The organism is Pararhizobium sp. IMCC21322, from assembly GCF_030758295.1.
GTDB lineage: Bacteria > Pseudomonadota > Alphaproteobacteria > Rhizobiales.
On record NZ_CP132335.1, the window covers coordinates 3,990,553 to 4,007,103 of the forward strand.

The following is a 16,551-nucleotide window of genomic DNA, read 5'->3' on the forward strand; positions in this document are numbered from 1 at the left end:
TTTCAAAACAGGTTACCGTGCCAAGGCCAGCAGGGGTGCGCCCGCAAAGCCGAGCGGCATTTTCCGGCACCCACCCCGTTTGGTAACCATTGGCACTACCACAAGTCTGGATGCGATCATCCCGGATACGATCGTCATTGTACGATTTTCGGCGAAACCATCATTTTACCCCTGCACCATACTCACCTGCCTGCAATTCGCTCAACGGAATGAGTTCCTTACTCCTTATGAAATGTTAGGCCATTTCTGAACGTAACATGAACGCGCCCTTCGCCTTTGGTTCAGGTGCTTAACCTTAACAACCTTTCAAAAGCGACAGTCAGGTTGAGTGGCAAACAGCCACCAAAGTTTGAGGGGATAACATGAAAAACTTCATCACAATCATCATGAAACAGAGCCGTCATTTGCTGGCCTCGTTTCTCTTTCTTGGCCTGGGAGCCAGCAGCGCCAGTGCCGCGTCATTGGCAGGCCAATGGCTTCAAACCGGATCCAATGCAGGCTATTGTGGTGACTGCAGCGTGACCATTGAGCGCACCTCCAGCTTTTCACCAATGCTTCAAATCACAGCAAACAACGGGTGGAGCGCCCAAGTGACACTATCCGGCTACGGAACTGAAACTGCCAACGGCTTCGGTCGTTGGGATCGCGCGGTCGCAGGACAATACGCCGGACGTGCTTTCCAGATCAGCCTTCAGACGACGGGAAGCATTCTGAAACTGAATATGCAGCATATGGATCCGGGTTTGTCTGGCGCGGTGACTGCCACTTTCAGCAAACGCCAGCAAGCAGCCACCAACAATAATCCGCAGCCTGACATCAACTATCCGTATCAGGCTTCGTCCTGGGGCGGAATTGTCCGCACAGGGCCTGGAATGCACTTCGACCGCACCGCCAGCCTGTTTGAAAAAGAAGCCATCACAATCATTGCCCGCACCAGCGAGAAGATGAATGGCTACCCTTGGATGCAAGTGAAATACAGGAATAACCAATATGGCTACCAGTGGGGCGGTATCATTTGCGCCACAGACCGCCTGCGTTCTGAACTACACGAGTTATGTTCCGCGCCGCAGCAACTGCAGAATGAACAGCAGTCAACAACTTTGCCACGCGATACCGCCCGTTACCAATGTAATGATGGAACCGTCATGGACGTTCGTCTGGACAATCGCGCCGCCGAGACACTTGCTGTTGTCGAGCGCGATGGCATTTCGGATTATCTGGTGCAAATCGTTTCCGCATCAGGTTCTCTCTATTCCAATGGCATCATTGATCTGCATACCAAGGCGGCCTCTGCCCTTTTGAGCGAAAATGCTGACACGCTTCAATGCCATGTCATCGACGATTTGGCTGACTTCACCTTTTCATCGAACCGTTAATCTTTTCGACTAAATCGAGCGTTTTAACAGCGTGTTATGTTTGACAACACACTGGCAAAACGCTTCAGTCCAGTTCAATCGACAGCTGCAACTGGCGCCCAACCCCAACGGTCAGGGTGGCGGATAGCCGGCGGAACAACACACCGGCAGCAGCAATGGCCCAAATCAGATGGATTTCGTGCTAAGGTGATTGTCCCAGCCAAGCTCTGAGGTACGGTCTCCAACAACGCCGCTGCCAGTGGAAAAGCAAAAACGGCTCTCATGGCCCTCGACACCACAAACGTCGGTCATGTGTCTCGTCTCCAGGATGCTACCGCTTTTGGCATCTAACACATGGGCAACGTGTCCACGTGGCGAGGAAATGGCAATCTGACCAGTGGTCCTGTTGGCCGCAATGGATCCCACATAACCGCGAAGGCTCGCCAGAACCGCGTCCGACAGTTCAACAGTCGAAAAAGCACCGCTGGCAAAAGAAACCCGCCCAACCAGCGGAACCAACTGCGTTTGATCACCTTCGTTCTGACAGGCAAACCAGACAGTATCTTCATCAAGCATGGTCAGATGCCTGATCGACAATTGATGAAGCTCTGCAGGCAGCCTGTATTGCGCTTTCAGATCACCTGTGGACAGGTCAATGAAACTCAGATTTGGCTGCATCGTTGGTATGTTCAGCTTGGTACGGAAAAATTCGGGATGCGTCTCAATACCGCCATTGGCCACCACAAGGGTGCGGCCATCTGGCAGGAGGTTCATGTCGTGTGGTCCCAGACCATGAGACTCCAACTCACCGTTCCGTTCAAACCCGGCAGACACATCATAAATTCCGATCGTGCCACGTGGAGCTTCATAGTCATTCTCGGTCGCATAGAGCCATCGCCCATCAGCTGAGAACACACCATGACCGTAAAAATGCCTGCCTTCCGGAGCGTGAAAGACAGTCGGAGCGCTCCTGGAGTTAACCCGAATGACCGCTCCAAACACTCCCGGTCGCCGCGCAAATGCCACCATCAAGCTGTTATCAGGGCTCCAGACTACATCATGCCCACGGGCGGGCAAATCATATCGATGAACGACATCACCACTTGCAGTAAGAGTAGCAACGCCAAAACCTCCATTCTGCGATCTGTAGGCCGACGCAAAAACCGCATCTGAAGTATTCACGGCCATCGCCGCCTTCGGTGACAGCGCAGCCAGAAATATGCCACCAGTGGATTGCAGGAAAGAGCGCCGGTCAATCAGCCTTGTTGAGCCAACATCATCCATCAATCGCCGTCCAGCGATGAAAAACCGGATGACAGTCCAAATATGGGTTTGATCATATCGCGCGTAATCGTGAGCATGCTGTCGACAACAAGTCTCACATAGGTCAACCGGTTATAAGTCTCTTTTTCGGACAGCATAATAGGAAGCGGCTTATCCAGATTAGCCACAGCGCGCTTTGCATTTCCCAGTTCAAAATTGAGACTTGAAATAATGCGTCGATCATCCCCCTCAACCCGTCGCTCAAGTTGGGCAGATTTCATGACGGCTTCAAACCCATCAAAATTGGCTTTCAAAGACGGTATTGTATTTCCAGAGCGCCAAAACAAAGCAGATTTTGGCCTTGCACTGGCCATGTCATCTCGCAAAACCGGTTCAAGACGTTGATGAGACACGATTTCAAGCCCGTCTTCCAAGATTTCCAGCACGGCCGAAAACTGCTCGGCTTCATCACGAAACAGAGCGTTTATCGGTGATGGGTTCAACCAGATATGGGAAATACTGGTGTCACCTTCCGCCTGCCACAGATTGCTCAGCTCTCCGGTCAGCTGCGCCACAGCGCTCGCTATTGCCGTTGCATAAACACAGCGATGGCTGTCTGCAGCGGCCATCTCAATCTCGGCATCATCAGAGAAAAGCGTATATTCCAAAGCCAGAAGGCCTTGAACCGCAACGCTTTTTTGCACAAGAAATTCCGGGTCCAGAACAGTTTTGTCAGCCAACCGGATGATATCACGAACCTGCTTCAGCCCCCGTCCGCGCCTGTCGGGCCAGAACAGCATCCGTTCAAGCCGGCTGTCTGCGCCAAGTGGTCCAAGCCTGATGAACTCAACCCGCCCCCAACGCGCCAAAAGTCCGTCAAAGGCTTCATGAACGTTTGAATATCCAGCTTCTGTCGGTGCTTCACAATAGGTGTTTATTTGCTGAGACATGGTTGCGGCACTCCGCTCCAGATCAGCAAAACCGGGCCGGATCACATTGGTGATCAAATCGGAAACCATATCTTTGGCATTCAGCTGCTCAATGTCTTTCCCAATTGCAATTGGCAACGGCGCTATCAACAGACAAACCGACAGAGCAAAATATCTTACAAAACAGCTGGCAAAAATCATCTCAAAGACTTTCCAAAAAGGCAATCAGCGCATCACGATCTGTTGTTTCCATCTCGGCAAAGGTGTCGCGTGCGGCTTCCGCCTCTCCGCCATGCCACAGGACGGCTTCTGTCAGATTGCGCGCCCGTCCATCATGCAGAAAAAACGTGTGGCCATTGACCATCTCGGTCAGGCCAATACCCCAAAGTGGCGGTGTGCGCCATTCACGGCCATTGGCCACGCCCACCGGCTGACCGTCTGCCAGTCCATCGCCCATATCGTGCAACAGGAAGTCTGAATAAGGCCAGATCAATTGGAAGGCATGAGAAGGATGCCTGGCATTCCGCGAGGTCACGAATTTGGGTGTATGACAGGAAACGCAGCCTGCACTGTAAAACAATTCCTTGCCTTTCAAAACCTGCTCCTCTTCAACCTGCCGTCGCGCTGGCACCGCCAGGTTTTCAGAGTAAAAGGTCACAAGGTCCAGCACGGGATCAGGCGCTTCGGTGTCACCAAGTCGGGCCTGAACACCCGTGGTGTAAGACCAGCACTCAGACTGGTTTTGCGTACAGTCTCCAAAGTGACGCGGCTCATCCGGGGACGAAATCCCGATATCGCCTGCAAAGGCAGAGGCACTCTGCTGACGCACGGTGGCATTTTCGGCCTTCCAGCCAAATCGGCCAGTCAATATCTGCCCGCTGCTCTTGTCACGCGCCAACGCCACACGTCCCGATATGCCATCCCGGTCAACGTCATGTGGGTCGGCACCTGCACGAATGTCCGCAGCTTCAATAGCTTCAATCAGACCCATACCGATCATTGGTGGCGCTATTCTGGGCGAAAGAGTGGTATCGGGATGAAGCGGTCCATAGGCAAGGTTGACCACTGAATAGACCGGCTCTCTCAGGCTGACGACGCTACCATCACCCAACACGAATCCGCGCTCGGTATAGGAAATCACCATATTTCCTTCAGCCCGAAGGCCAGGCACGGCCAGATCCTGCAATTGGCCACCATAGGTTGGGTCCTGAAGACTGCCGACAAAAAAAGCGCCGGAGTTGCGTTCCTCATCCGTAACTTCAGCGGGTCGTGCGAGCCGCAAAAACATCGATGTAGCATCCGTGTCGCCTTCCGGCGGATGCCCCCGTCCATCCTTCAAATGGCAGCTTTGGCATGCTCTGGCGTTAAACAGCGGGCCCAAACCATCAGATGCTTGTGTCGTTGCCGGTGATGACACCCACAATTTTCGAAACAACGCGTTGCCAAGCTTAAAATTCTGCTCATCCTCAAAGCTGATCGTCGCGGTAAAGTGAGAAAATGCATCCCCGTTGACAGACTTCAACGACGTTCCCGCGCCACCCTGGTTAACTTCAAAGACTTCCCCTTTTGAAAAATCAGTCGTCGGCGCAGAAACGGCAATGACCCGCTCCAGATCAAGCTCCGACAAATCGGTACGTTTGACGGTCTCTGCGGAACCGCCCTCCGCAAACAGGCCTGTCTGCAGGAATAACAAACAAGCAAGACCGGCGAGAAAACTCGCCGGTCCAACAAAACGATCAAATGCAGTCCACATCAGAATCACAAAATCCGCTTCGGGTAAAAATACTACTGAAATACCGCCGTCGGGCTATCAAGGCTGTCTGAACCTTCGATCTCGAGTGGGTTCAATTCAAGCGCAGCAACTGCACGCTCAATTGATCTTGTCTGATCGATGAGCCCGTCAATCGCAGCCTGAACAACCGCATTGCCCTCGGTATTTCCTTCGGCAATCATCTGGTCATAGGCTTCGGTCGCGTCTGCCCGTTTAGCCATGTCCTGCATACGCTCAATCGTAAATGCCAGTTTTGCCAGCAACTCACCGTCCACCGCATCGTCTTTCCCTGCAACGATCTGGGAAAGCGAGGGACCGCTCAGCGTTGTTCCATCAATGCGGGTGTAAGAGCCGATATAGACGTTCTGAATGCCAACGGCGTCATAGAGATGCGAATTGTGGGTGTTATCGGAAAAGCAATCATGCTCTTCCTCCGGGTCACCAAGCAAAAGGCCCAGCTTCATGCGCTCACCTGCAAGTTCCCCATAAGACAGTGAACCCATGCCGGTCAGAATAGTTGAAAGAGCAGCGGCCGGGTCTTCCATAATGGCCGCGCGTGCTGCGCCATCCTCGGCCCAGTTGCCTGTCATTTCTTCAAGATCTGCAATCAAAAGATCGGATGCAGCGCCCAGATAGGCCGCGCGTCGGTCACAATTGCCATTTGTACAATCATCGTCTTTTGCAAAGTCACCCCAGGGACGATTGCCAGCGCCAGGGCCTGTCCCGTTCAAATCCTGGCCCCAAAGCAAAAACTCAATAGCGTGATAGCCAGTTGCAACATTGGCTTCCACCTCACCTGCCTCATGCAATGTGGAGGACAGGAACGCAGGGGTAATATCACTGGCGTCCACACTCTCACCATTTACAACAACTGCAGCATTCGCAATGACATTGGCCGCGTAAAGTGTGTTCTCGTCGTTTTCATTGCCATAGGAGGCGTCAACATAGTCTATGAGCCCCTCATCAAGAGGCCATGCATTCACCCGGCCTTCCCAATCATCCACAATGGCATTACCAAACCGGTAGACTTCACTCTGCTGATAAGGAACCCGCGCCGCCAGCCAGGCTTCTTTGGCAGCTTGCTGCGTTTCAGCTGAAGGGGATGACACCAGCGCATCAATCGCCTTGCCCAGTGTCCTGGCAGTCGTAAGCGAATCTTCATACTTGGCTTGTGCAATATCAGCATAATGCTTGGCGACAGCATCAGCGGATGTTTCAGCGGCTGCGGGTATTGCAACCAGAGCCGTTGTTAGAAGCAAAACGCCTCCCATTCCGACGCGGCAGGCATTGCGGGTCAATTTCATTTTCGTCTCCTGTAATGAATTGCTGTAACGCGACAAAGGAAATCGTTTCGCTGCCAACATGCGTGTTGAGCGTTGCAAAAACTTCGCATAATTCAGAAACCGTTAATGATAACGGTTTTGATTTCTGCAGGTCGGGATTTCTGAAATATGTCACGGGACCGTGCTGGGTGAATTAAACTTGAGTGTGTTTGTCACCTTATCCATTGTTTTAAACATGTGTCAAATACTCAAGTTTAAATTCAACGACATTTCGACGGAATATCAGTGGGCGCAACCCAGCCGGAATCACTCAGATCGACGAGAGCGGATCCGATATCAGGACTTTCCAGGAGTTATCTGAGCAAATTAGTTTGAGAAAACGTCAGGTCGATTAACCGAAATCCGTCTGGTTTTAAGACCCGTTCATGGCTTGGGCACGAAACAGCGCATCCATTTTTTTATAGGTACTTCGATTGTCAAAGAAGTGAGTGTGAGCCCATCCAAAGCCAATTGCCATGACGCCTTTTCGGTTCATTGTATCGGTTGTGTAGGGCTGCTTGGCCAACATGCCACGCATCGCGATCAACAGCAGCAATTGGTTGTCACTGGTTGACACCTCGCCACGATCAAAGGCTTTGCGCCAATGCTCTGCATTCTGCTTTCCATCCTCGACATGTTTTGGATGAACCTGATCCCATTCCACTTGAATCCATGAAGTTGCGGCTCGATTGTAAGTCCGTTTCCACCGGTAAGATTCATTGGTTTCAGACACCAGCGCCATAAGGCTGTCCGCATATTTCAGGCCGTTTTGGGTGCGCAAGTCGAAGAAGACGGCAAACTCGTTAAACTGCGGGCCAGCGCCATCACCGCGTTGAAGTTCGGCCCATTTCAATGCCTTGTCATAAGCCTGTGTTGCAATCGCTTCCAGTCCAACTATCTGGGCATCACGGATGGTGTCATGAAGCAGGAAAGCCTTTATTTCCTTGACGAGAGTCTTGTCTGCAAAGCGGACACCATTTCGCTTGTGATCGTTGCAGGCACCTGCTGAATAATTTGGCTTCTGCCAGCCTCTGGCCTGAGAAACGGCCTCTTTAATTTCTCCGTTTTTTCCAAGCGAAATCATTTTGGCCCAGTCGTCACCATAAGTGGGCATCAGCTCCGCGCTGATCGCTTCGATGTCAGAAGCTTCAATATCCTGCAGCAACTCGAAAAAAGAGCCCGTTCCCAATGGCCAGTTCAAATAACCCAATGAGAGGCCCTGACAGTCAAAATCGCCCGTGACCGCAGAGAACTTCTCGTTCTTATCCGTACCACCGCTTTCAAACGAGCCGGAAATCTCTGAAATTGCCTCAATCCATGGCTGCGGCAGCTTGGGCTGCGCGCCGGCAATTGAAGGGCCAAGCACCAGCGAGGCAAGTAAAATGACGAAACGAATTAACATATAACGGACCACAAAGAACTGCTGAATGCACAAGCATTTAGCCAAAAAAGATTCAATTTCAACACATCGTGTTAAAACAGGTTAATTTCGTTCAGCCGTCTAACTACACATCCGGGAGCAAAATGCGTAGTCCAATTCGAGGCAAACCCCTGGGGCCGCAAAAATCCATCAGGACTGAAGCAAGCCAATCACAGAGCCATTGCCAATACAGCTTTGAACGAGTTTGTTTAAGTTGCCACAACACAAATCATATGCTGTTGCCCAACCGCAGAAGAGCGTTTGAACCGGAACCTAGGCAGTAATGTGGCACTGCAACATAGCAGCAGGATGGTGAAACTATGTTCGTTCTGCGGAAGTTTGTGTCCTCACAAAGGCGCACGGATCTCTAGGTGACAAATTTCTATCTGCCGTTGATATTTTCTTGATGACACCACAATCACCCTTGTCCCACAAACCTGTTCAAGACGCCGATAAGTGGCGTCGCTTCCCAACGCTTAGAAGCAACAGACTTGGCATTCACGAGAAACGCACCATATACGTTTCGCAGACCATGTTCAGATATGCCCGTAAACTATATCAATCCAATCAAAATCTCTGCCAGATCAAAGCGCGAGAGCATTTCGCAACCCATTAATTCCCTTAATTCAGCACGGTCGCTCCGATAAGGCAGTCTCATATTCCAATACCCTCCCCTCCAATCCGGAATCAAATCAATGACAGATAAAACTGACTACACACCGCCTAAAGTCTGGAAATGGGAAACCGAAAATGGCGGCGAGTTTGCAAAAACAAACCGTCCCATTGCCGGACCAACACATGATAAAATTCTGCCCGTTGGAAAGCATCCGTTGCAACTCTATTCGCTGGCCACACCCAACGGTGTGAAAGTTAATATCATGCTGGAAGAGCTTCTGGCATTGGGACATGAAGGTGCCGAATATGATGCGCATCTCATTCGCATCGGCGAAGGTGATCAGTTTGGAAGCGGATTTGTAGAGATCAACCCGAATTCCAAAATTCCAGCGCTTATGGATCACAGCACAGCGGAACCCACGCGGGTTTTCGAGTCCGGCTCCATCCTCCTGTACCTGGCTGAGAAATTTGGGGAATTTCTTCCGACAGATCACGCACAGAAAACTGAATGCCTGTCCTGGCTGTTCTGGCAGATGGGCAGTGCGCCCTATCTTGGCGGCGGTTTTGGCCACTTCTATGTCTATGCACCAGTGAAGATCGAGTATTGTATCGATCGCTTCACAATGGAAGTGAAGCGCCAATTGGATGTGCTGGACCGTCATCTGGCCGACAACCAATATATGTGCGGCGATACCTACACCATCGCCGACATGGCTATCTGGCCTTGGTATGGGGCATTGGTTCAAGACATTGTTTACGAAGCATCAGAATTTCTCGATGCCGCGTCCTACAAGCACGTCAACAGATGGGCCGACCAGATCGCAGACCGGGCAGCCGTTAAACGTGGCAGAATGGTAAATCGAACATTCGGTCCGCTCAATGAACAACTTCACGAGCGCCACGACGCCAGTGACTTTGAAAACAAGACCCAGGACAAACTCGAAACGGCAACGTAGCCATAACGGTCAAAGCGTTTCGATAGCTTGGACCAACCGCGACTTTGCGTTGGTAACCTTGGAAATTTAAAGCCTCCCGCAGGATCACTCCCTGCGGGAGGCTTTCTTTTATTTCGACAATTTGCGGCTTTGATTCAGCCCAATCAGCAGGCTGACACACATGGCCAGCAGCACAATTGTGAATGGGAAGCCCGTACTCACGGCCATCGCCTGAAGTGCGGTCAGCGCCCCTGCCCCGCCAACCAGCAGCAATGTAGCAGCAACGACGCCCTCAAAGGTACACCAGAACACACGTTGTGAGACAGGCGCATCTGTCTTTCCTCCTGCCGTAATCGTATCGATCACAAGCGAACCGGAATCCGATGACGTTACAAAGAACACCAGAACCAGAATAATACCCAGAAATGATGTGATACCCGACAGCGGCAAAGGCTTCAGCATTTCAAACAGCTTCAGTTCCAACGCAGCATCCTTCACAGGAGCGGCGGCATCGGCCACGACCTGAGAAATTGCTGTTCCACCGAATGCACCCATCCAGAAAACGCTTATGACAGATGGAATGACAATCACGCAGAAGATGAACTCACGCACAGTACGACCACGGGATACGCGGGCGATAAACATGCCGACAAATGGTGACCAGGAAATCCACCAGGCCCAGTAGAAGGAAGTCCAGCCCTGAGAAAAGTTCACATCTTCACGCCCGAATGGCATCGACAAAGGAATGAAGTTGGTCACATAGGCGGCGCCACCGGAAAAAATGGTTGCAAAAATATCAGCCGTAGGTCCCACCAGCAGAATAAACACCAGCAGCAGCGCGGCAAGCCCGATATTGACCTCGGACAGTATTTTCACGCCGCCATCAAGACCGCGTATAACGGAAATAAGCGCCAATCCGGTAATCGCTGCAATGAGGATCACCTTCGCACCATTGCCGGTTCCCCAGCCAAACAGATAATTCAGTCCGGCAAGCGCCTGCTCTGTTCCAAAGCCCAGAGAAGTGGCCAGGCCGAACAAAGTCGCGAAGACAGCCAGAATATCAATAGTGTGGCCCCACCAGCCCCAGATCCTCTCACCCAGCAGCGGATAGAATGCGGATCGCAATGTCAGAGGCAATCCGCGATTATAGGTGAAGAACGCAAGAGACAAGGCCACAACAGCATAGATTGCCCATGGATGGAGCGCCCAGTGAAATATGCTTGCGGCCATGCCAAGATTACGCGCTGCTTCCACATCACCGGCAGCTGCTCCCAGAGGTGCCCAATCGGTTCGCGCACCAGCCTCTCCGGCAACGCCGCCCATTGACGATGCAAAATGGGACATGGGTTCAGAGACGCCAAAGAACATCAACCCGATGCCCATTCCGGCAGCAAACAGCATGGCAAACCAGCCCACATAGCCATAATCCGGTTTGGCGTCATCTCCACCAAGGCGAATAGAGCCCAACGGGGAAATCAAAAGGTAAACGCATAGAAGTACAAAAATGTTGGCCGCACTCAGAAAGAACCAGTCAAAGGTGGAGGTGAGAAAAGGGCGAAGCCAACCAAAAAATTCGGTGGCCCCGTCCTGAAACATCAAAGTGACCAGCACAAAGACAACAATAGATAGGCCGGAAATTAAGAAAACGGGATTGTGAATATCCAACCCAAAAGGTGAAATATTGTGTTGTCCCAGCTCAAAATCTGTTTCCACAGGGTGAGGAGCCACCTCATCCTGTTTCACTGTCTCTTGTGTCATAGTTCGACCCCTCAAAATTGAATTTTTTCGCTTAACCAATGGCCGACATCAGCCACATTAGTCTTGGGTGAGGACAGGACGTTAACATGGTTACTTAATGCTTCAAAAAGAAACTGCGCCCCGCACATGTCTGATTGCGACATATTCGTGACATTTGAACTGAAAAACGACACGGAATTCAGGCTTCTGCTGCTGAACTGTCCAAAATTTTCGCAAGCACAACAATCGCCAGCGCCAGACCGCACAAGATCAAAAATGCAAAACGAATAGATGTCGCCTCCGCCGCAAAACCAATCAGGGGTGGGCCAAGCAACATGCCGCCATATCCAAGCGTTGCAACGCTTGCAATGGCTTGGCCTTGCCCATGACGAGAATCATTCGCGGCTCGGCTGAAGGCCAGTGGCATGACAACCGCATACCCGATACCCATCAGGGCGAATCCCAGCAAAACAGGCAGATATTCAGCAGAGATTACAGCCAGTGCAGAACCTGATGCCGCGACAAGTCCGGCCAACCGGGCGGCCGAAACCGGACCCAGAGCCACAATAATCCGATCACCGACCAGCCGCGTTAAGACCATGGCCAAGGAAAACAATGTATATCCAAGGGCCGCATTGGCGTCATTTGCCCTTGCCACCTCAACCAGAAATATTGCGCTCCAATCAGCCATGGCGCCTTCCCCGATTGAAGCGCAAAAGGCGATAAACCCAACAAAAAACAAGGGCCCTTTTGGCAAGGAAAAAACCGGGCTGGCTTTAATTGAGTCCGTTTTTTCCGATATCCAGCCAATAGAGGAAAACCAGAATGTCACTGCGCCAAACAGACCCGCTGCCAAAATGAAATGAAACTGCATCGATAGATTTGCCGAGGCAGCAACATAGCCGCTCGCAGCTCCCAACCCGGCACCAAAGCTGAACATGGCGTGAAAAGACGACATCAGGGGCCGCCCGCTTTTGCGCTCCACTTCCGCAGCCCACACATTCATCGCAACATCCATGGCTCCATGGGCCATACCAAACAGAAACAATGCAACGCCCAGCAGCCAGACATTCGGCATCAGGGCTATGACGATGAGAGACAGAATGTAAGCCAACGCGATATGGCGTGTGATAGCGGCGCTGCCAAGACGATCTGCTGCACGCCCGGCAAGCGGGAAAGACACAATCGCACCGGCGGCCATCAGCAGTAGAAGAACACCCAATTGGCCAGGCGCCAGATCATGCCGCGTTGCAACAGCGGGAATGCGGGAAGCCCAAATGCCAAACAGGGCTCCATTCAGGATGAACATAGCGGAGACAGCACGCCAAGGTGTGCGCCAAATCCGCTTTTTGGTTGTTAGCGCGTCAGACATGCAGCAATTCCAACCCGTCCGTTTCAAACGCGCGAACCACCTCAATGCTTGCATCAGTGACCAAAACATCAATGGTCTGACAATCAGCGACACGATGACGTGCTCTTCGGCCAAGCTTTTCTGAAGTTGTCACAACACAGACCTTGGCTGACGACGCACAAATCTGTTTTTTGACAAACGCCTCATCAAAATCATCCGCTCCCAAACCGAATTCAGCATCCAGCGCACATGCGCCCAAAAAGCAAAGATCAGCTGAAACATGACTGACAGCCTGCACGGTCTCTGCTCCGACAGCCAAACCACCCGCGACACTCAACCGGCCGCCAATCAACACAGTTGGAATGGCATTGGCCAATGTCGCCAAGGCAACGGCAGGTGACGGTGTGACGACCAGACTGTTTGGCATCATCGGCAGGTTTTGGGCCAGGCATATCAAGGTCGAGCCGCCGTCCAGCAACAGAACCATGCCATCAGCGGCCAGACCGGCAGCACGCTTCGCCAGTGCATCACGCGGCCGGTTCTGTGTTTCAAGTCGAGAAAAAACCGGATTTGGGCGTACAAGAAGCGGTACCGCTCCGCCGCGAACCCGTTGCACATAGCCGGCTTCTTCAAGGGTCAAAATGTCCCGCCGGATCGTATCAAGCGACACATCCAATTCCAATGCCAACGCACTCGCAATCAATGTATCGCCCGCTGCCACGCGGTTTCTCAATATCGTTTGTCGCATTTCGGGATTGTTCAATTCGGGAGGATTCACAACTACGCACCTGCGGTATACTGCAATATTGTGCATTAATATGCATGATCCTGCATTTTAGCGCAAGATGCCCAATGAATGGCAACAATCCTTTCAATCGCTCAACCCGATCAGACACAATTGTCTCATATGCTTCAGCGGTGGGGCGATCTAAGAGCAATAAAGCTTGTGCAGTGTTTTAAGGACTTCGCCAACTTCCCTGCCTTTGAGGGAGTAGTAAATTGTCTGTGCATCCCTGCGGGTTTGTACAATTCCTGCTGCGCGCAGCTTCTTCAAATGATGCGACATCGCCGGTTGCGACATATCAACAAGATCCGCGAGCGCCAGAACACTCTGCTCACCTTCCAGCAAAATACAAAGAATGCGGAGCCGCGTCGGTTGCGACAGCATCCCCATCAACTCGGAGGCTTCTCGTATTTTTGGCTCCAATGCGCCAACTGAATTATCCATAGAAATTTTCACTCTTGAATATATGAAGTCACTTATATAAATGTATATTGATATAACAACAAGCAAGGATGAATATCATGTTCAAAACTGCAAATGTCGGCTCTGTGGATCGCGTTATTAGGCTGGTTATCGGAGCTGTCTTCATCAGTCTGCCTTTTATCTCCTCATCACCACTTTGGTCTGGAGCACTCATGATCTGGTTGCTGCCGATCATCGGCATAATTTTGATCGCAACAGCATTCTTCCGCATCTGTCCACTCTACAAGATCCTCGGCGTCAAGACCTGCAAAGCCGTCTGACGGCAAAAGAAAGTATTTTATGACCGAATTTACTCCATGGGCATCGCTCGGTGGCGGTGTCCTCATCGGAATTGCCGCCATTCTGTTGATGGCACTCCATGGCCGTATTGCCGGAATGACGGGAATTTTGTCCGGTGTCATTCCGCCCCTTGGCACAGATTGGAGCTGGCGCCTTGCTTTTCTGGCAGGTGCCATTGCAGCCCCCCCGGTCTATCTGTTGCTCGGAGGAACCGTATCATTTGCTGTTCCTGTCAGCACGGTTGCGCTCATTATTGGCGGGCTGATCGTTGGCGCCGGTGTCTTTTTTGGCTCCGGATGCACAAGCGGACACGGTGTTTGCGGCATGGCCCGTCTGTCTCCCCGCTCCATCGTGGCAACCTGTGTGTTCATGCTTGCCACCTTCATCACCGTTTTCATCACCCGTCATATATTGGGACTGTAGCATGACACGTCTGTTATCTTCATTCGTTATCGGCGCAATATTTGGTCTCGGAATTGCAATTTCCGGCATGGCAAATCCGGCAAAGGTCCTCAATTTTTTTGATCTGTTCGGAACCTGGGATCCAAGCCTCATCTTGGTTATGGGGGGCGCGCTCATTACCACCGCCATTGGCTACCGCATTGTATTTGCCACACAGCAAAAACCCGTAATGGGACCAAGCTTTGTGGTGCCTAAAAACAGAGCCATTGATTCCCGTTTGATTGCAGGTTCGGCGACTTTTGGTGTTGGCTGGGGTCTTGCCGGGTTTTGTCCTGGAGGCGCTATCCCTGCTCTTGGTCTGGGATACTCCGAAACGTTGATTTTTGTAGCCGCAATGATCATCGGAATCATTGGCGCAAGGCAGGCCAACAAACGCTTTCAGGAAAATGCCATAATCGCCTGACGTCGCAATCCCTGCCCCGCCCAGCCAAAACAACAGATCGACCCGTTGAACAAGAAAAATCAAATATTATATTCAAAAATATGAATAGGAGAATGTGATGAGCGAATACGCCCTAAATCTGACAGTTCAGCCAGAAGTTACCGCATTTTTTGACGAGGCCACAAACACAATCAGCTATGTTGTCAAAGATCCGGCCAGCAATTCCTGTGCGGTCATCGATTCAGTCATGGACATCGACTATGCCGCTGGACGGCTTGCCTATGACCATGCAGATCGCATCAATGCCTTTATCTCTGATAACGGGCTGGCACTGGAATGGATCATTGAGACACACGTCCATGCAGACCACTTGTCCGCTGCCCCCTATATCCAGGAAAAACTGGGTGGAAAGATCGGCATCGGTGACAAAATTCTGATCGTTCAGGACACATTTGGCAAGGTCTTCAACGAAGGCACCGAGTTCCGACGCGACGGGTCCCAGTTTGATGCGTTATTCAAGGATGGTGACACCTACAGCATTGGCTCAATGCAAGCCCTTGCGATTCATACACCCGGCCACACACCTGCATGCATGGTTCACGTCATGGGGAATGTTGCCTTTGTCGGTGACACATTGTTTATGCCGGATGCCGGGTCCGCTCGTGCAGACTTCCCGGGCGGAGATGCCGGAACGCTTTATGACAGTATCCAGAAGGTTCTCACCCTGCCAGATGAGATGCGGTTGTTCATGTGCCACGATTATGGGCCCAATGGTCGCGATATCCGCTGGGAAACCAGTGTTGGCGAGGAAAAACAGCACAATATTCACGTTGGCAACGGCAAATCCCGTGAAGAATTTGTCAAGTTTCGAAGTGAACGTGATGCCACACTCGGCATGCCGACGCTCATTCTACCATCGCTTCAGGTCAATATGCGCGCAGGCGAAGTGCCACGCGATGATGACGGAAACCCAATGCTGAAAGTGCCAATCAATCAGCTGTGAAGCACCTAAGTGCGGACATCTTGCAAAGGTAAGGCTGTCCGCACCCGCGATCGGTTTACACGCGGCTTTAAACACAAGGGAATCTATCGAGATGACTTATACAACAATCAATGATGATCTTTCGGTCAGTTCGCAGATCTATACCGACGATATCGAACAGATAATCAAAAGTGGCTTTCGGTCCATCATCTGCAACAGGCCGGATGGGGAAACACCGGATCAACCGGATTTCGTCACAATCGCATCACACGCGAAACAGGCCGGATTGGAAGCCCTCTACATCCCTGTCACACCCGGCGAGATGCAGGAAAAACAAGCAGTTCAATTTGCGGCGGCCTTGCGCACACTTCCCGGCCCCATTCTGGCATACTGCCGCAGCGGTGCCCGTTCTTCTGCAATATGGAAACGGCAGAAAGAACTGGCTGAAAACAACTCCAATTAACGGCGCAGTGGCACCATA

Annotated in this window: 16 protein-coding genes; 7 read left to right on the top strand and 9 right to left on the bottom strand. The window is 51.6% G+C overall.

Annotation, left to right across the window (positions count from 1 at the left end; translation table 11 throughout):
• Positions 1-362 precede the first annotated feature (362 nt).
• On the top strand, positions 363-1,376 hold the full coding sequence (locus tag RAL91_RS18840) for an MliC family protein (RefSeq protein ID WP_306257792.1): 1,014 nt from the start codon (positions 363-365) through the stop codon (positions 1,374-1,376).
• 165 nt (positions 1,377-1,541) lie between these two features.
• On the opposite strand, the gene RAL91_RS18845 is transcribed toward RAL91_RS18840, so the two are convergent.
• The 5 genes from RAL91_RS18845 to RAL91_RS18865 all read right to left on the bottom strand — a co-directional run bounded on the left by RAL91_RS18845 (position 1,542) and on the right by RAL91_RS18865 (position 8,042).
• Positions 1,542-2,639 (bottom strand): DUF1513 domain-containing protein, encoded by a 1,098-nt coding sequence (locus RAL91_RS18845; protein WP_306257793.1) that lies wholly within the window; start codon positions 2,637-2,639, stop codon positions 1,542-1,544.
• The gene (locus tag RAL91_RS18850) at positions 2,639-3,685 is read right to left on the bottom strand and encodes an imelysin family protein (protein ID WP_306257794.1); all 1,047 of its coding nucleotides are present in this window, start codon (positions 3,683-3,685) and stop codon (positions 2,639-2,641) included. The genes RAL91_RS18845 and RAL91_RS18850 overlap by 1 nt, the downstream gene beginning before the upstream one ends.
• 64 nt (positions 3,686-3,749) lie before the next feature.
• The gene (locus tag RAL91_RS18855; RefSeq protein WP_306257795.1) at positions 3,750-5,300 is read right to left on the bottom strand and encodes a di-heme oxidoredictase family protein; all 1,551 of its coding nucleotides are present in this window, start codon (positions 5,298-5,300) and stop codon (positions 3,750-3,752) included.
• A 32-nt stretch (positions 5,301-5,332) separates the two neighbouring features.
• A complete protein-coding gene (locus tag RAL91_RS18860) occupies positions 5,333-6,622 on the bottom strand; it encodes an imelysin family protein (RefSeq protein ID WP_306257796.1) in 1,290 nt (429 codons plus the stop codon).
• Between the two features lie 391 nt (positions 6,623-7,013).
• A complete protein-coding gene (locus RAL91_RS18865) occupies positions 7,014-8,042 on the bottom strand; it encodes a hypothetical protein (protein WP_306257797.1) in 1,029 nt (342 codons plus the stop codon).
• A gap of 713 nt (positions 8,043-8,755) precedes the next feature.
• Here RAL91_RS18865 and yghU point away from each other — a divergent pair.
• The gene (gene yghU, locus RAL91_RS18870) at positions 8,756-9,631 is read left to right on the top strand and encodes a glutathione-dependent disulfide-bond oxidoreductase (RefSeq protein WP_306257798.1); all 876 of its coding nucleotides are present in this window, start codon (positions 8,756-8,758) and stop codon (positions 9,629-9,631) included.
• 108 nt (positions 9,632-9,739) lie between these two features.
• Here the strand turns inward: yghU and RAL91_RS18875 are convergent, their stop codons facing one another.
• From RAL91_RS18875 to RAL91_RS18890, 4 genes are all read right to left on the bottom strand, one after another.
• Positions 9,740-11,368 (bottom strand): BCCT family transporter, encoded by a 1,629-nt coding sequence (locus RAL91_RS18875; protein WP_306257799.1) that lies wholly within the window; start codon positions 11,366-11,368, stop codon positions 9,740-9,742.
• Positions 11,369-11,546: 178 nt separating this feature from the next.
• On the bottom strand, positions 11,547-12,719 hold the full coding sequence (locus RAL91_RS18880) for an MFS transporter (protein ID WP_306257800.1): 1,173 nt from the start codon (positions 12,717-12,719) through the stop codon (positions 11,547-11,549).
• Positions 12,712-13,446 (bottom strand): DeoR/GlpR family DNA-binding transcription regulator, encoded by a 735-nt coding sequence (locus RAL91_RS18885; RefSeq protein WP_306257801.1) that lies wholly within the window; start codon positions 13,444-13,446, stop codon positions 12,712-12,714. The genes RAL91_RS18880 and RAL91_RS18885 overlap by 8 nt, the downstream gene beginning before the upstream one ends.
• A gap of 180 nt (positions 13,447-13,626) precedes the next feature.
• On the bottom strand, positions 13,627-13,926 hold the full coding sequence (locus RAL91_RS18890) for a helix-turn-helix transcriptional regulator (RefSeq protein WP_306257802.1): 300 nt from the start codon (positions 13,924-13,926) through the stop codon (positions 13,627-13,629).
• 77 nt (positions 13,927-14,003) lie between these two features.
• Between RAL91_RS18890 and RAL91_RS18895 the strand changes: the two genes are divergently transcribed.
• From RAL91_RS18895 to RAL91_RS18915, 5 genes are all read left to right on the top strand, one after another.
• Positions 14,004-14,225 carry a DUF2892 domain-containing protein gene (locus RAL91_RS18895; RefSeq protein WP_306257803.1) on the top strand — a complete coding sequence of 74 codons (222 nt, stop codon included), beginning with the start codon at positions 14,004-14,006 and terminating at the stop codon, positions 14,223-14,225.
• 19 nt (positions 14,226-14,244) lie between these two features.
• Complete coding sequence (locus RAL91_RS18900) at positions 14,245-14,667, top strand: YeeE/YedE family protein (RefSeq protein WP_306257804.1); 423 nt, start codon at positions 14,245-14,247, stop codon at positions 14,665-14,667.
• 1 nt (position 14,668) lies between these two features.
• Entirely contained in the window at positions 14,669-15,109 is a 441-nt protein-coding gene (locus RAL91_RS18905; RefSeq protein WP_306257805.1) for a DUF6691 family protein, read from the top strand.
• Between the two features lie 97 nt (positions 15,110-15,206).
• Positions 15,207-16,091: an MBL fold metallo-hydrolase gene (locus tag RAL91_RS18910; RefSeq protein WP_306257806.1), complete on the top strand. Its 885-nt coding sequence runs from the start codon at positions 15,207-15,209 to the stop codon at positions 16,089-16,091.
• 91 nt (positions 16,092-16,182) lie between these two features.
• Positions 16,183-16,533, top strand: a complete 351-nt coding sequence (locus RAL91_RS18915) for a TIGR01244 family sulfur transferase (RefSeq protein ID WP_306257807.1) — start codon at positions 16,183-16,185, stop codon at positions 16,531-16,533.
• The last annotated feature ends 18 nt before the right edge of the window (positions 16,534-16,551 follow it).

Bases quoted from the DNA above. Each gene is read 5' to 3' on its own strand.
- RAL91_RS18890 (WP_306257802.1), bottom strand. From the start codon at position 13,926: ATGGATAATTCAGTTGGCGCATTGGAGCCAAAAATACGAGAAGCCTCC.
- RAL91_RS18840 (WP_306257792.1), top strand. From the start codon at position 363: ATGAAAAACTTCATCACAATCATCATGAAACAGAGCCGTCATTTGCTG.
- RAL91_RS18860 (WP_306257796.1), bottom strand. From the start codon at position 6,622: ATGAAATTGACCCGCAATGCCTGCCGCGTCGGAATGGGAGGCGTTTTG.
- RAL91_RS18855 (WP_306257795.1), bottom strand. From the start codon at position 5,300: ATGTGGACTGCATTTGATCGTTTTGTTGGACCGGCGAGTTTTCTCGCC.
- RAL91_RS18875 (WP_306257799.1), bottom strand. From the start codon at position 11,368: ATGACACAAGAGACAGTGAAACAGGATGAGGTGGCTCCTCACCCTGTG.
- RAL91_RS18915 (WP_306257807.1), top strand. From the start codon at position 16,183: ATGACTTATACAACAATCAATGATGATCTTTCGGTCAGTTCGCAGATC.
- RAL91_RS18900 (WP_306257804.1), top strand. From the start codon at position 14,245: ATGACCGAATTTACTCCATGGGCATCGCTCGGTGGCGGTGTCCTCATC.
- yghU (WP_306257798.1), top strand. From the start codon at position 8,756: ATGACAGATAAAACTGACTACACACCGCCTAAAGTCTGGAAATGGGAA.
- RAL91_RS18905 (WP_306257805.1), top strand. From the start codon at position 14,669: ATGACACGTCTGTTATCTTCATTCGTTATCGGCGCAATATTTGGTCTC.
- RAL91_RS18895 (WP_306257803.1), top strand. From the start codon at position 14,004: ATGTTCAAAACTGCAAATGTCGGCTCTGTGGATCGCGTTATTAGGCTG.
- RAL91_RS18845 (WP_306257793.1), bottom strand. From the start codon at position 2,639: ATGGATGATGTTGGCTCAACAAGGCTGATTGACCGGCGCTCTTTCCTG.
- RAL91_RS18865 (WP_306257797.1), bottom strand. From the start codon at position 8,042: ATGTTAATTCGTTTCGTCATTTTACTTGCCTCGCTGGTGCTTGGCCCT.
- RAL91_RS18880 (WP_306257800.1), bottom strand. From the start codon at position 12,719: ATGTCTGACGCGCTAACAACCAAAAAGCGGATTTGGCGCACACCTTGG.
- RAL91_RS18910 (WP_306257806.1), top strand. From the start codon at position 15,207: ATGAGCGAATACGCCCTAAATCTGACAGTTCAGCCAGAAGTTACCGCA.
- RAL91_RS18885 (WP_306257801.1), bottom strand. From the start codon at position 13,446: ATGCGACAAACGATATTGAGAAACCGCGTGGCAGCGGGCGATACATTG.